Annotated in this window: 9 protein-coding genes; all 9 read right to left on the bottom strand. The window is 74.0% G+C overall.

Features of this window, described 5'->3' with window-relative positions; translation table 11 throughout:
* Positions 1-27: 27 nt before the first annotated feature.
* The 9 genes from KV381_RS20150 to KV381_RS36565 are packed head-to-tail and all read right to left on the bottom strand — an operon-like array spanning position 28 to position 14265.
* On the bottom strand, positions 28-600 hold the full coding sequence (locus KV381_RS20150; protein WP_256995110.1) for a YbaK/EbsC family protein: 573 nt from the start codon (positions 598-600) through the stop codon (positions 28-30).
* Positions 597-1832 (bottom strand): cytochrome P450, encoded by a 1236-nt coding sequence (locus tag KV381_RS20145; protein WP_256995109.1) that lies wholly within the window; start codon positions 1830-1832, stop codon positions 597-599. The genes KV381_RS20150 and KV381_RS20145 overlap by 4 nt, the downstream gene beginning before the upstream one ends.
* Positions 1833-1847: 15 nt before the next feature.
* Positions 1848-2813, bottom strand: a complete 966-nt coding sequence (locus tag KV381_RS20140) for an ATP-binding cassette domain-containing protein (protein ID WP_218785928.1) — start codon at positions 2811-2813, stop codon at positions 1848-1850.
* Positions 2810-4138, bottom strand: coding sequence for a cytochrome P450 (locus KV381_RS20135; RefSeq protein WP_218785926.1), 1329 nt, complete (start codon positions 4136-4138; stop codon positions 2810-2812). The genes KV381_RS20140 and KV381_RS20135 overlap by 4 nt, the downstream gene beginning before the upstream one ends.
* 4 nt (positions 4139-4142) lie before the next feature.
* Entirely contained in the window at positions 4143-5534 is a 1392-nt protein-coding gene (locus tag KV381_RS20130; RefSeq protein ID WP_218785925.1) for an MFS transporter, read from the bottom strand.
* Between the two features lie 4 nt (positions 5535-5538).
* A complete protein-coding gene (locus KV381_RS20125; protein ID WP_030089191.1) occupies positions 5539-6330 on the bottom strand; it encodes an ABC transporter permease in 792 nt (263 codons plus the stop codon).
* Positions 6327-9542 carry a non-ribosomal peptide synthetase gene (locus KV381_RS20120; protein ID WP_218785923.1) on the bottom strand — a complete coding sequence of 1072 codons (3216 nt, stop codon included), beginning with the start codon at positions 9540-9542 and terminating at the stop codon, positions 6327-6329. The genes KV381_RS20125 and KV381_RS20120 overlap by 4 nt, the downstream gene beginning before the upstream one ends.
* Positions 9539-12973 (bottom strand): amino acid adenylation domain-containing protein, encoded by a 3435-nt coding sequence (locus tag KV381_RS36570; protein ID WP_030634187.1) that lies wholly within the window; start codon positions 12971-12973, stop codon positions 9539-9541. The genes KV381_RS20120 and KV381_RS36570 overlap by 4 nt, the downstream gene beginning before the upstream one ends.
* Positions 12970-14265, bottom strand: a complete 1296-nt coding sequence (locus KV381_RS36565; protein WP_078611324.1) for a cytochrome P450 — start codon at positions 14263-14265, stop codon at positions 12970-12972. The genes KV381_RS36570 and KV381_RS36565 overlap by 4 nt, the downstream gene beginning before the upstream one ends.
* Positions 14266-14290 lie beyond the last annotated feature (25 nt).

Genomic DNA, 14290 nt, shown 5'->3' with positions numbered 1-14290 from the left:
CGGTGTCCTGGCGGCTTTCCCCGCACGTCACTTGGCGATGGCGGCGATGCGCGGGGTGCTCAGCGAGATGTAGTGGACGGTCCGCAGCGCCAGCGAGCGGTCGAGCCGGGCGGCGTTGAAGTAGATCTCCTCGTGCACCAGCAGGTCCGCGTCCACGACCACCGGCAGCCGCTCGTCGAACGAGAACGGGATGACGCAGCCGCTGACACAGCCGGTGAGGCGTTCGGCCTCCTCGCGGTCGCCGAGCGTGGCGTCGCTGCCTCCGTACAGTTTGCGGACCCGCCGCAGGTCGACGCGGCGGTGGCCCGGCACGACGGCGAGGACGTGGTGGTCCTCGCCGCCCTTCCTGCGGATCCGCAGGACCATGCACTTGGCGGCCATCTCCAGCCGGTGGCCGCGCAGTTCGCTGGCCAGGTCGGTGCGGCCCTCCGGCGCGTGGTCGATGATCCGGTAGTCGGCGCCGGCGCGGTCCAGCAGCGCCATCAGCCGGCGGTGGGTGCCGTCGCCGGCGTCCGGATCAGGAGGGTGGCCCAGGCACTGCCCGGCCGCCGGGGTCGCGGCCGGGACCGCGGCGGCTTCCGTGTCCAGCAGGCCGGTCACAGGACGACCGGCAGTGATTCCAGGCAGCGCAGCATCAGGCTGAACCGCCACTGGAGGTCCTCGCGGCCGACCGCCGGCGCGAGGTCGGGGAAGCGACTGATCAACTGGCCGATCGCCACCGCCCCTTCGACCCGCGCCAGCGGAGCGCCGAGACAGTGGTGCAGTCCGTGGCCGAAGGCGAGGTGCCCGGTGGCCGGGCGGGTGATCTCCAGGCGGTCCGGCTCCGAGAACTTCGACGGATCACGGTTGAGCGCGCCGATGGAGACGAACACCGAGTCGCCCGCCGGAATGGTGACGCCGCCGATCTCGACCGGCTCGGCCGCGTACCGGAACGTCGCCACGTTGATCGGGCTCTCGAAGCGCAGCAGCTCCTCGATCGCGCCCGGCAGGAGGGTCAGATCCTTCTGGAGCAGGGCGAGTTGGTCGGGCTCGGAGAGCAGCGACAGCATCGCGGTGCCGATGAAGCTGATCGCCGTCTCGTGGCCCGCGCCGAGCAGCAGGAACACCATCGACATGACTTCGGTCTCGGACAGCAGATCGTCCGCGTCCCGCGCCTGGAGCAGATTGCTGATCAGGTCGTCGGCGGGGCGGGCGCGCTTGTCGGCGATCAGATCGCCGAGGTAGCGGATCAGCGACTGCCTGGCCTCGGTGACCTGCTCCGGCGGGTGCACCCCGGTCATGGTGGTGTACCAGTCGCGGAAGATCTCGCCGTCCGCCGCCGGAATGCCGATCAGCTCGCAGATCACCCGGGTGGACAGCGGCATCGCGTAGTCGTTCACGACGTCCATCCGCTGCCCGGCCTCGAAGCCGTCCAGCAGCCCTGCGGCGAGCTCCTCGATGCGCGGCCGGAACATCTCCGTCGGCCGCGCCGTGAAGGCCTTCGTGGTCAGCTTGCGCAGCCGGGTGTGGTCCGGCGGGTCGCTGTTGAGCATGTGCCGCGACAGCAGCTCCATGCCCGGCTCCTCCGGGCCCATGCCGGTGCCGCCCGCCGGGTTCGGAAAGCGGCGCGGGTCCTTGTGCAGCTTCGGCTCGGCGAGCGCGGCGCGCGCGTCCTCGTACCGCGTGAGCATCCACAGGACCGAGCCGCTGGCCTGCCGCAGCTTGACCGGTCCCTCCTCGCGCATCCAGTCGTACGTGGCGTGCGGATCGCGTACGAAGTCCTGGGTGATCAGCGCCTCGGCGGAACGCGTCCCGTCCTCGGCGGTGGTGTGCAGGTCCATGTCCTGGCTCATTGCCGGTGCTCCTCGTCAGGCCTTCTGCGGTTCCGGTACCGCGGCGGCGGTCTTGCCGATCAGGGTGAGGAAGACGTCGTCGAGCGAGGGCCGGCGCAGGGCGAAGTCGACGACCTCCACCCCGGCGGCGTCCAGGCTCGCGGCGACGGCGGCGATGGAGTGGGTGCCCTCGGCGACCGGGGCGCTGACGGTCAGCCCGTCCTCGCTGAGCGTCGGCTCGCCGGCGATGGCCGAGGACAGCGCGCGTACGGTGTCGGCGGCGGTCTCCGGGTTCGCGACGGTCACCTCCAGCCACTCGCCGCCGACCTTCCGCTTGAGCTGGTCCGGCGTGCCGTCGGCGATGACCTTGCCCTGGTCGAGGACGGCGACGCGGCCGGCGAGCTGGTCGGCCTCGTCGAGGTACTGCGTGGTGAGCAGGATCGTCACTCCGGCGGCCACCTGCTCACGGATCATGTCCCAGAGGGCCAGGCGGCTGCTCGGGTCGAGTCCGGTGGTCGGCTCGTCGAGGAAGAGCAGCGGCGGCCGGCCGATCAGGCTCGCGGCGAGGTCGAGGCGGCGGCGCATACCGCCGGAGTACGTGCTCAGCGGCCGGTTGGCGGCGGCGGTCAGCTCGAACCGTTCGAGCAGCGACTCGGTCCGGGCGGCCGTCTCCTTCTTGCCGAGCCGGTAGAGCCGGCCGATCAGGGTCAGGTTCTCGCGGGCGGTGAGCCGTTCGTCGACCGCGGCGTACTGCCCGGTCAGACCGATGTTCGCGCGCACGTCCTGCGACTGGCTGACCACGTCGAAGCCGGCGACGCTCGCCCGGCCCTCGTCCGCGCGCAGCAGCGTGGTGAGGATGCGCACGGCGGTCGTCTTGCCCGCGCCGTTCGGACCGAGCAGGCCGAAGACGGTGCCGGACTCGACGCTGAGATCGACGCCTGCCAGCGCCTCGTGGTCCTTGTAACGCTTGCGCAGCCCGTGCGCCTCGATGGCGGTGGTCACGTCGGATCAGCTCCTGTCGGATGAGCGGAGTTCGCGGACGCCACCGGTGCGGCGGCGCTGCCGGCCGGAGCGGCTTCGCCCAGGCCTACGTGGAGCGCGCTCAGCCGCCGCATGACGTGCTCACGGGACCAGACCGCGTCCTGGGCCGGGTCGTCGTGCGCGAGGCGCAGCGCGGGAAAGCGGTCGATCAGCCGGCCGAGGGCGACCTCGCCGGTCATGCGCGCCAGTTGGGCGCCGAGACACATGTGGATGCCGTGTCCGAAGGAGACATGGCCGCCGACCGGACGGGTGATGTCCAGTCGGTCCGGGTCGGCGAAGCGTTCCGGATCGCGGTTGGCCGCGATGAGCGCCAGCTGTACGAGGTCGCCCGCGGCCAGCTCCCGGTCGCCGACGCTCATCGGCTCTCCGGCGCGCAGCGGGTTGGTGAGGGCGACCGGCGCCTCGTAGCGCAGGCACTCCTCGACGGCCCCGCGCAGCAGCTCCGGACGCGAGCGCAGCAGGTCGAGCTGGTCGGCGTGGTCCAGCAGCGCGAGCATCGCGCTCGCGAGCATCGCCGGAACGGTCTTGTCGGAGGCGATCACCAGGAAGACGGCGGTCTGTTCCAGCTCGCCGTCGGTGAGCCGGTCCTCGCCGGACCTGGCGTGCACGAGCGCGGAGAGGAGGTCGTCGGACGGCTGCTCGCGGCGGTCCGCGAAGAGCCGGGCGAACAGCCGGCCGAGACGGTCGGTGGCCGCCTGGAACTCCGGGAACGAGGTGCTCTCCGGAAAGGCCGCCATCGCGTCCCAGCAGCCGTGGAACTCCTCGGCGTCCGCTTCGCCGATGCCGAACAGCTCCGCGCCCGCCAGCGCGGCCAGCGGATGCGTGTACTCGGCCACCAGGTCGGCCTGCGGGCGGCCGGCCAGCGCGTCCAGCAGCCCGTCGGCGAGCCGCTCCACGGCCGGCCGCAGCCGCTCCACGCGCTTCGGCGTCAGCGCCTTGGCGGTGAGCCGGCGCAGCCGGGTGTGGCGCGGCGGATCGCTGTTGCCGAGGTGCCCCTGGAAGGCCCCCGGGTCCTCGACGGCGAAGCTCCGCAGCAGCCGCGACTCGGCGAGCAGCGCGCGTACGTCGTCGTAGCGCGTCGGTACGAGGACCTTGCCGCCGCCCTGGATGACGTCCTGGTGCAGCGGGCACTCGGACCGCATCCGCGCGTAGACGGCGTGCGGGTCGGCGAGTACGGCGTCGCCGTAGACCAGCGAGTTCTCGTCGGGCATGCCGGCGGGTATCTCGGGGGTGGCGGGTGGTGCGGGCGGCCCGGCGGTCGGTGCGGCGTTCGGTGCGTCGGCCATGGCGTCAGGCTCCTTTCGCGGAGAGGTGGCCGGGCTGCCCGTCCGCGGACGGCTCGCCGGTGGCGTCGGCAGGCGCGTCGGCGGGCGCGTCGGCGTGCGGAGCATCGGTGGTGGAGGCGTCCGCGTCTGCGGCCGGGTCGGCGGGCGGTCCCGCCTGCGGTCCCGTGGGCGGTTCCGGTGCCGTCGCGGTGCGCAGCGTGCGGTCCGTCAGCGCGACGAGCGCGGCGGCCAGCAGCGCCACCGCGCAGGCGGCGACCGCCGCCCGCGGGTTCGCCAGGCGGGCGACCAGGCCGACCAGGACGTAGGAGAGCGGAGCGGCGAGCGCGCCGGCCGCCATCACGACGCCCATCACCATGCCGAGCGCCTCCGGACGCGGTCCGGAGAACAGCACGCCGAGCGTGGCGGCGCTGGCGGCGGCGGCCGCGAGCGCCATCACGACCGTGAGCACGGCGGCGAGCGGCAGGTTCGGGCTGAACGCGAGACCGGCCATCGCCGCCGCGGTGAGCACACAGGCGAGGATCAGCCCGCTGCCGCTGCCGCGCAGCCGCCGGGCGAAGCCCGGGGCCAGCGCGGCGAGGACCGTGCCGAGGCCGACCGCGCCGACCAGCACACCGAATCCGACCGCGCCCCAGCCCCGGTCGTCGGCGAGCAGCAGGGTGCCGACGCCGAACGCCCCCGGGCAGCCGAGCTCGATCAGGACGGTGCAGATCAGTGCGGCACGGACGCCCGGCAGGGCCAGCGCCTCGCCGGCCTTCGGCGCGTCCGCTCCCGGCGGGCCGGGCATTCCGGCGGCCGGTCCGTGGCCGGCCGCCGGAGCCGTACCGTCCGCGTCGGACGGACGCGGACGGAGCGAGAGGAACAGCGCGGCGGAGACCAGGAACACCAGGCCGCCGACGATCAGCGCGGTGGACAGGCCGAGCAGCGCGCCGAGTCCGGCGAGCGGTCCGCCGACGACGACCGTGACGCGGAAGAGCGTGGTGCGCAGCGCCTCCATCCGCTGCCGGCCCGCCGCGTCGGCGATCAGCGCGGGCACCGAGCCGGCGGCCGGCTCGGTGATCGCCTCGACGAGGCCGAACAGCAGGCTCGCCAGCAGCAGTCCGGTGAAGTCGAGGCCGCTGACGGCGAGCGCGCCGGCCGCGGCCAGGGCCAGGGCCGCACGGCCGAGTTCGCCGACCGCCAGCAGACGGTGCGCGGCGAACCGGCCCGCGAGCCCGGCGGTCAGGCCGGACATCATCGCGATGCGCGGCAGGGTGCCGAGCGCGAGCACGACCGCGGTGGCGAGCGGTCCCGCCACGGTGAGCACGGACCAGGCGAGGACCACCTGGAAGACCTGGACGCCGAGCAGCGAGGCCAGTGTGGCGGACGACCAGCGGCCGGCCGGGGACGACGCGCTCATGTCCTCACCGCCCGACGACGGAGTGGTAGCGGCGGACGGCCAGCGGCATGATCACGATCAGCAGGACGACCGGCATCAGTGTCGCGACGAGCATCGGGTGCTCGACCGGGAAGGCGCCGGTGACCGTCGGGTTCGGGTTGCCCCACAGCTCGCGGCACGCCACCACGACCGAGCTGAACGGGTTCCACTCGCAGATGGTCTGGAGCCAGCCCGGCAGGTTGTCGATCGGGAAGAAGGCGGGCGACAGGAACAGCATCGGCATGACGATCATCGAACCGACGCCGGAGGACTGCGGGTTGCGCCCGGAGACCGTGCCGAGGATGCCGAGCCAGATGAACATGTAGCCGAACAGCAGCATCAGGCCGATGCCCGCCATGCCGCGCAGCAGGCCCTCGTGCATCCGCCAGCCGATCAGCAGACCGACGCCGGCGATCACCAGCCAGCCGACGAACATCATGAGGAGTTCGGCGATCGAGCGCGCCAGGACCGCCGCGGAGCGGGCGATCGGCAGCGACTGGAAGCGGTCCACCAGGCCGTTGCGCAGATCCTCCTTGAGGCCGTTCTGCGCGTTGGACATCCCGAGCATGGCGACCTGCGCGAACACGCCGGCCATCATGAAGTCCTTGTAGTTGCCGTTCCCCGGCACCACGATCGCGCTGCCGATCAGCAGTCCGTTGAGCAGGACCAGGATCAGCGGAGTGATCACCACCGGCACGACCCGCTCCGGACCGCGCTTGAGGTGTCGCATCTGGCGGCCGACCAGCAGCCTGGTGTCCATCAGCATGTCAGTGCTCATCGGATCGTCTCTCCGTACGCGGTTGACTCATGACGTGTGTCCTCCTGGGGGCGGTCCGCCAGTTCCAGCAGTGCGCCGGCCGCGCGGCCCGGGTCGTCCGCGACGGCCGCCGTCAGCCGCCGTACGCGCTCCGCGATCCCGGCCAGCACCTCCGTGCCGCCCCGGTACTCCAGCGCCAGGAAGATCTGGTCGTCGACGCGGAAGGAGAGCCGCAGCGTGTGCGCGGTGACCTCGTGCGTGTGCACGCCGACGATCCGTGCGCCGTCCTTCGGCGCGACACCGGCGGCGGCCAGCGCTTCGGAGGCCGGACGGTGGACCGGATAGTTCTGCGCGGCGACCGTGGCGTCGAACAACTCGCCCGCTCCGGCGTCCCGTTCGATCTCCGCGAGGCTCAGATGCTGGTGCGGGATGAGCGCGCTCTGCTCCTCCTGGAGTCTGGCCAGCACCTCGGTGAAGGGCTGCCCGGGGCTCCAGCGGACGCGGACCGGCAGCAGGTTGGCGTAGCTGCCGATGGCGTGCTCGATGCCGGGCACCTCCGGCGCGCGGCCGGCCACGGTGTAGCCGAGGACCACGTCCCGGCGGCCGGTCAGGGAGCCGAGGACCAGGCCCCAGACACCGAGGACCAGGGTGTTGAGCGTCAGTCCGTGCTCCTTGGCCCGCTCGCCGAGCGCCTTCGTCACCTCGGCCGGCACCAGGACCAGGTCCTGGACGTGCGGTGCGCCCGCGCGGTACGCCGGATCCGTCTCGCGTACGAGGGTCGGCGCGGCGAGTCCGTCGAGCGCGGCGCGCCAGGCGGAGCGGGCCGCCGGACGGTCCCGGCCGGCCAGCCACGCGGTGTACGGGGCCGCGGTCGACGCGGCGGGCATCGCGGCCGGCTCACCGTCGTACTGGTAGAGCACCCACAGGTCGTCCAGGAAGACCGGGAAGGACCAGCCGTCCATCTGGAGCTGGCCGAAGTTGAGCAGCAGCCGGTGCCGCCGCTCGCCGAACCGGACCAGGGTGAAGCGCAGCAGCGGAGAGCGCGACACGTCGAAAGGACGCTCGCGCTCGGCCGCCGCCAGCTTCTCGAAGACGCCTTCCTGCTGGTCCTCGGAGACCGCGCTCACATCGTGCTCGGCCCACGGCACCCCGTCCGTGCCGCTCACCCAGCCGGCGCCGAGGTCTCCGGGCACGGCCTGGAGCGGACGGCTCAGGCCCTCGTGCGCGAAGGCGGCGGCGGAGGCCGGGTAGCGGCGCAGCAGCGCGGCGGCGGCGCGCCGCATCCGCTCCGGTTCGATGCCGCCGTCGAACTCCAGCCAGAACTGCCAGCAGTCGACCAGCAGCCGGCCGGTGTCCGGCTCGCGCCGGGCTCCGGCGAGCAGCGTCTCCTGCATCGGCGTGACCGGAAGGACGCCGGCGTGGCCCGGCAGCGCGGCCGTGACCGCGGCCAGATCGGCGGCCGACGGCGCGAACGCGGCCCGGGTGGTGGCGACCGCCTCGTCGGCGCGCGCGGCCAGGCGGGCCGGGGTGCCGTGCCGGAAGACGTCCTGGACGGTGAGGTCCAGGCCCTGCGCCGAGGCGCGCTGCACCAGGGTGAAGGCGGTGATGCTGTCGCCGCCGAGCTCGAAGAAGTTACGGTCCGCACCGGCTCCGGGCAGGCCGAGCACCTCGGCGAAGAGCGTGCACAGGGCCAGTTCGGCCGGGGTGCGCGGCTCCGCGCCTGCACTGTCGCGGTCCGGTGCGGGCAGCGCCGCGCGGTCCACCTTTCCGTTCGGCGTCAGCGGCACCGCGTCCAGCTCGACGATCACCGGCGGCACCAGATGGGCCGGCAGGGTGGCCGTGAGGTGCCGGATCAGCTCGTCGGCGGCCGTGCCGCCACCCGCCGGAACCACATAGCCGACCAGGCCGCGGACGCCCGGCCGGTCCTCGCGTACGGCCGCCACCGCCTGGGCGACGGACGGGTGCGCGGTGAGCGCCGCCTCGATCTCGCCGAGTTCGATGCGGAAGCCGCGCAGCTTGACCTGCTGGTCGGCGCGGCCGATGAACTCCAGCTCTCCGTCGGCCCGTTGGCGGACCAGGTCGCCGGTGCGGTACATCCGCTCACCGGGCCGGCCCTGCGGACGGGCCACGAACCGGGCGGCGGTGAGCGACGGACGGCCGAGATAGCCGCGCGCCAGACCGGCCCCGGCGAGATACAGCTCGCCGACCTCGCCGGACGGAACGCTCCGCAGCCCCTCGTCCAGGACCAGCACCTGGGTGTACGTGACCGGCGCGCCGATCGGCGGCGGGCCGTCCCCGGCGGTCAGCGGTCCGGTCATGGTCGCGCACACCGTGGACTCGGTCGGACCGTAGGCGTTGACCATCCGGCGGCCGGGCGACCAGGCGTCGGCCAGCGCGGCGGAGCACGCCTCTCCGGCGGTGACCAGGGTGCCGCCGGCCAGCACGTCGGCGGCCGGTTCGGTGGCGGCCAGCACGGCGGGCGGCAGGGTGGCGTGCGTGACGCGGCGCTCGGCGAGCAGCGCGGCGAGCGGGGCGCCGGGAGCGAGCCGCTCCTCCGGGGCGACCACCAGGGCCGCACCGGACAGCAGCGCCATGCACAGCTCCCAGAACGCCGCGTCGAAGCTCGGCGAGGCGAACTGGAGCACGCGGGAGCCGGGGCCGACGTCGAAGGCCGCCAGCTGTGAGGTCAGCAGACCCGCCACGCCCATGTGCGTGACGACGACGCCCTTCGGACGGCCGGTGGAGCCGGAGGTGTAGATGAGGTAGGCCGGGGCCGGCAGATGCAGCGGAGCGAGCCGGTCGGCCTCGGTCACGGCGGTCGCGGACCGGGCGGCGAGCGCCGCCGCGGTCTCCGGCGCGTCCAGGACGAGCGGCGCCTCCACCGGCAGCCGCGAGGCGACCGCGCGGGTGGTGAGCACCAGCGCCGGACGCGCGTCGTCGAGCATGTACGCGATCCGGTCGGCCGGGTAGGCCGGGTCCACCGGAAGGTAGGCGGCGCCGGACTTCAGCACGGCCAGCAGCGCGACGATCAGGTCCGCGCCGCGCGGCACGGCGACCGCGACGAAGCTCTCCGGTCGCGCGCCGCGTTCGATCAGCAGCCGCGCCAGGCGGTTGGCGCGTGCGTCGAGTTCGGCGTACGAGAGGACGCCGTCCTCGGACACGACGGCCTCGGTGTCCGGGCCGGCGGCCACCCGGTTGCGGAACAGGTCCGGAACGGTCAGCGGAGGAATCATCGTCCGGCGCCTCCCGTCGTACGGAGCGGCAGGCTGCTCACCGGTCGGTCCAGGTCCTCGGCGAACGCGCCGAGCAGGTGGACGAACCGGTCCTGGATCTCCTCGATCCGGCCCGGCGCGAAGGCCTCGGACCAGTACTGCGCGAGGATGCCGAGCCGCTCGCCCGGAGCGATGGCGAAGCGGAGCGGGACGCGTGCGGCGTCGTGCGCCTCCATGCCGAGGATCTGGACCAGATGCGGCGGCGGCGCGAACGGACCGGCAGGAGCGCCGGGGGCGTCCGGACCGGCAGGAGCGCCGAGGCCGTCCGGACCACCGGGGCCGCCAGGACCGGCAGGAACACCCGGTCCGCCAGGACCACCGGGGCCACCGGGGCCACCCGGACCGCCCGGTCCCGGCGGCATCGGCGGCGGGCCCGGCGGTGGTGGCGGTGGGGCGGCGGTCGTCGGCGCGCTCTCGAACACCACCACGGTGTCGAAGAGCTGATCGCGGCCGGCGATCCGGCTCAGCTCGGCGAGGCTGACGTGCTGGTGCGCGATCAGTCCCGCCTGCTCGCGCTGGAGCCGGTGCAGCGCCTCGCGCACGGTCTCTCCGGCGCGCGGCCCGAACCGTACCGGCAGGTTGTTCATGAACATGCCGGACGCCTGGTCCAGCTGCGGCAGTTCGGCCGGCCGCCCGGCCACGGTGACACCGAAGACCTGCTCGTCCCGGCCGGTCAGCTCGCCGAGCAGCAGGCCCCAGGCGCCGGTCACCAGGGTGTTGAGCGTCAGGTCGTGCGCGCGGGCCCGTGCGGTCAGCGCGGCCGTGACGGTCTCGGTCAGCGTGACGACGTTCTCCACGACCGTGACGCGGCCGGTCGCCGCGACCGGCTCCGCCAGCGGCGCGGCCTCCGGCAGGTCGTCCAGGACCACATGCCAGGCGTCCGCGTCGGCTGCCGCGTCGAACCGCTCCAGCCACTGCCCGTAGGCGTGGTGGCCGGGTGGTGGCGCGGGCGGCAGCATGGCCTCGTCCGCGCCGGTCATATAGGTCATCCACAGCTCGCCGAGCACCAGCGGCAGCGACCAGCCGTCCAGCAGCAGCGGCGCGAGCGTCAGCACGAACCGGCCGTCACCGGGTCCGACGCGGACGGCGGCGCACCGCACGAGCGGCGGCCGCGCGAGGTCGAACGCGGTGTCCTGGTCGGTCTCCAGCAGCTGCCGCAGCCGCTCCTCGCGCTCGGACTCCGGCAGGCCGGAGAGGTCGGACTCGGTCAGCTCGGGCGTCACTTCGTCGGCGATCGCCTGGACCGTACGGCCGTCGGCCCCGGTCCGGAACGCGGCCCGCAGCGCCGGATGGCGGCGCGCCAGCAGGGCGAGCGCCCGGCGCATCACCGTGACGTCGAGCTCTCCGGCGAGCCGGAAGACGAACTGGTCGGCGTACGGGCCGGGGCCCGTGCCCGCGCGGCGGATCATGACGTCCTGGAGCGGCGACGCGGCGTACTCGGCGGCCCGCGCGGAGTCCGCGGGCGCGGTCGGGGCCGCCGGTGCGGCCGGTGAGCCGTCCGGACCGGCGTCGACGTCGGCCGCGAGCGCGGCCAGCGCCGCCGGGGTGCGGTGCAGGAACACATCGCGCGTACCGAAGCCGATGCCCGCCTCGCGGGCCCGCTTCACCAGCGTGAACGCGGCGACGCTGTCGCCTCCGGCGGCGAAGAAGCCGGTGTCCGGACCGGTGCCGGACGTGCCGAGCAGCTCGTCGAACAGCGCGCACAGCCGCGCCTCGCGCGCGCTCCGCGCCGACGCCACCGGTCCGGCGTCCGCCGCGTCCGTGGCGGTGGCCGTGGCCGTGACGGCGTCGGCGGCGGCCGGAGCGGGCAGGGCCGCCCGGTCCAGCTTGCCGTTCGGCGTCAGCGGCAGCGCCGCGAGCACGGTGTACGAGGTCGGCACCAGGTACTCCGGCAGCCGCTCGGCCAGGGCCGCACGCAGGGTCTCGGCGTCCGGCGCGACCGTGTCCGCGTCCGGCACCACATAGGCCACCAGCCGGGTGCTGCCGGGCCGTTCGGTGTGCGCGGCGACGGCGGCCGCGGCGATGCCCGGCACGCCGGTGAGCGCGGCCTCGACCTCGCCGGGCTCGATCCGGAAGCCGCGCACCTTGACCTGGTCGTCGCTGCGCGCGATGAAGTCCAGCTGTCCGTCCTCGCGGCGGCGCACCAGGTCGCCGGAGCGGTACATGCGCTCTCCGGCGGCGAACGGGCTGGCCACGAAGCGGCTCGCGGTGAGCCCCGGGCGGCCGTGGTAGCCGCGGGCCAGCAGCGCGCCGCCGATGTAGAGCTCGCCGACCGTGCCGGTGCCGACCGGGGCGAGGTGGTCGTCGAGGACGTACAGCCGGGTGTTCCAGATCGGCCGGCCGATGGTCACGACACCGGCCGGCACCTCGTCGCCCGGCTCGATGCGGTACTCCATGCAGCCGACGGTCGTCTCGGTCGGTCCGTACTCGTTGATCACGGTCGCGTCGGGCCGGCGCTTGCGCCACTCGGCCAGCGGCTCGCTGAGCAACGCCTCGCCGCCGAGCACCAGTTGGCCGGTCGGCGAGTAGGCGTCCGGCAGCGCGGCGAGGACGGCGAGGTGCGTCGGCGTGGCCTTGACGAAGGTGGCCTCCGGCAGCGTGCCGGCGTCCGGGGCGGAGCCCTCGTGCAGGTCCACGAGGTGGGCGCAGCCGCCCGCGGTGAGCGGTGCGTACAGGCCGGTCACCGTCAGGTCGAAGGCGACCGGCGAGTGCACCAGCGCGCGGCCGGTGACCGCTCCGTACGCGTGCCGGGCCCAGGCCAGATAGACGTTGAGCGAGCGGTGCTCGACCACGACGCCCTTCGGGCGGCCGGTCGAGCCCGAGGTGTGGATGACGAAGACCGGGTGCGCGGGCCGCAGGGGCGCGGTCCGCTCGGCGTCGGTCAGGTCGGCCGCGGACCGGGCCGCGGCCTCCTCGACGGTCTCCGGATCGTCCAGCAGCACGTGGTGCGCGCCGACGGCGGCGACCGCCGGACCGTCGGAGCGGCCGACGACCACCGCCGGGGCGACGTCCTCCAGCATCAGCGCGATGCGCTCGGCCGGATGCGCCGGGTCCAGCGGGAGGTAGGCCGCGCCGGTCTTGACGACGGCCAGCAGCGCCACGACCAGGTCGACGGACTTGGCGAGCGCGACCGCGACGAAGCTCTCCGGTCCGGCCTTGCGGTCCACCAGCAGCCGCGCCAGCCGGTTGGCGCGCGCGTTGAGCTCCGCGTACGTCAGCTCCGTGCCGCCGTGCGCCACGGCGACGGCCCCCGGGGTCCGGGCGGCCTGCGCCTCGAAGAGCGCGGTGAGCGTGGCCTCCGGCACGGCGTGGTCGGTGTCGTTGAACTCCACCAGCAGCCGGTGGAGCCGCTCGGACGTCAGGGCGTCCGGCCCTTCGGCGGCCGGGGTCACGGTCGCGGCTCCGGCCTGCGCGGTTCGCCGAGTTCCACCGGCAGCGCGACCAGACCGCGCGCCACCGGGTTGGACTTCCAGCGGACGCTCTCGGGGCCTTCGGCGTGCCGCAGGTCCGGGAAGCGGTCGAAGATCCGGCCGAGGACCGCGCGGCCCTCGGTCCTGGCGACCATGCCGCCGACGCAGTAGTGCGCGCCGTGGCCGAACGCCAGGTGGCCCGCGGTGTTCCGGGTGATGTCGAAGCGGTCCGGGTCCGGATAGCGCGCGGGGTCACGGTTGGCGGAGGCCCGGGACAGGATGACGATCTCGTGCCGGTCGACGGTCACATCGCCGAAGGTGACCGGTTCGGCGGTGTACTGCGGGGTGACGATGTCGGTCGGCGGGTAGTAACGCAGCACCTCCTCCACCGCGTTGGTCACCAGCGACGGGTCGGCGGTGAGCTGCTTGAGCTGGTCGGGTGCGGACAGCAGCGCGTGCACACCGTTGCCGAGCAGGTCGACGGTGGTCTCGTGACCGGCCACCACGAACAGCATGGCCTGCGCGATGACCTCGTCCTCGTCCAGGAACTCACCGGCGTCCAGCGCCCGGACGAACGCGGTGAACGCGTCGTCGCCGGGCCTCGCGCGCTTCTCGCCGATCAGGGCGCGCAGCCGCTCGACGGCGATGACCGCGCCCTCCGCGTACGCGCCGGTGGCGCCCTGGTCGCGGGAGGCGTCGGTGCCGTAGCCGAACAGCTCGTGGTCCTCCTCGGGCACGCCGAGCAGCTCGCACACCACGGTGAGCGGCAGCTTCCAGGCGAAGTCCTTGATGAGGTCGACGGGTCCGTCGCCGGCCCGCTCGGCGAGCGTGTCCAGCAGGCCGTCGGTGAGCGTCTCGACGCGCGGCCGGATGCCTTCGATCCGCTTCTTGGTGAAGAAGCGCGACATCACCGACCGCAGCCGGGGGTGGTCCGGCGCGTCCAGCAGCGTCAGGTTCCGGCCGAGCAGCCGTGCCACGTCGCCGCCGATCGCCGGCGGCTCCGGAATGCCGAGTTCGGCCAGGAACGCCGTCAGGTCGTGGCGCAGCCGGGAGTCGGCCTGGCCCTTGTGGACGTCCTCGTACCGCGTGACCATCCAGGCGCGTCCGGGCGGGCCCGGCCAGGTGATGCCGCGCACCGGGTCGTTGTCGCGCAGCCAGGAGTAGACCGGAAAAGGATTCTGGAAGAAATCCGGGTCCCAGACGCCGGGACCGGTACCGCTGATCGGCTGTCCGGGAAACGGCGGTGGTCCTGCTGCCTGAGGTGTTTCGGACATGACTCGATTGCCCTCTCGATCGGAA

The organism is Streptomyces sp. WY228 (assembly GCF_019287315.1).
Classification (GTDB): domain Bacteria; phylum Actinomycetota; class Actinomycetes; order Streptomycetales; family Streptomycetaceae; genus Streptomyces; species Streptomyces caviscabies.
The sequence above is the reverse complement of the archived record's forward strand: the minus strand, read 5'-3'. Positions and strand labels throughout refer to the sequence as shown.

What these genes read in the sequence shown, in the direction of transcription:
- KV381_RS20145 (WP_256995109.1), bottom strand. Translation starts at nt 1,832, where the DNA reads ATGAGCCAGGACATGGACCTGCACACCACCGCCGAGGACGGGACGCGT.
- KV381_RS20135 (WP_218785926.1), bottom strand. Translation starts at nt 4,138, where the DNA reads ATGGCCGACGCACCGAACGCCGCACCGACCGCCGGGCCGCCCGCACCA.
- KV381_RS20130 (WP_218785925.1), bottom strand. Translation starts at nt 5,534, where the DNA reads ATGAGCGCGTCGTCCCCGGCCGGCCGCTGGTCGTCCGCCACACTGGCC.
- KV381_RS20125 (WP_030089191.1), bottom strand. Translation starts at nt 6,330, where the DNA reads ATGAGCACTGACATGCTGATGGACACCAGGCTGCTGGTCGGCCGCCAG.
- KV381_RS20120 (WP_218785923.1), bottom strand. Translation starts at nt 9,542, where the DNA reads ATGATTCCTCCGCTGACCGTTCCGGACCTGTTCCGCAACCGGGTGGCC.
- KV381_RS36565 (WP_078611324.1), bottom strand. Translation starts at nt 14,265, where the DNA reads ATGTCCGAAACACCTCAGGCAGCAGGACCACCGCCGTTTCCCGGACAG.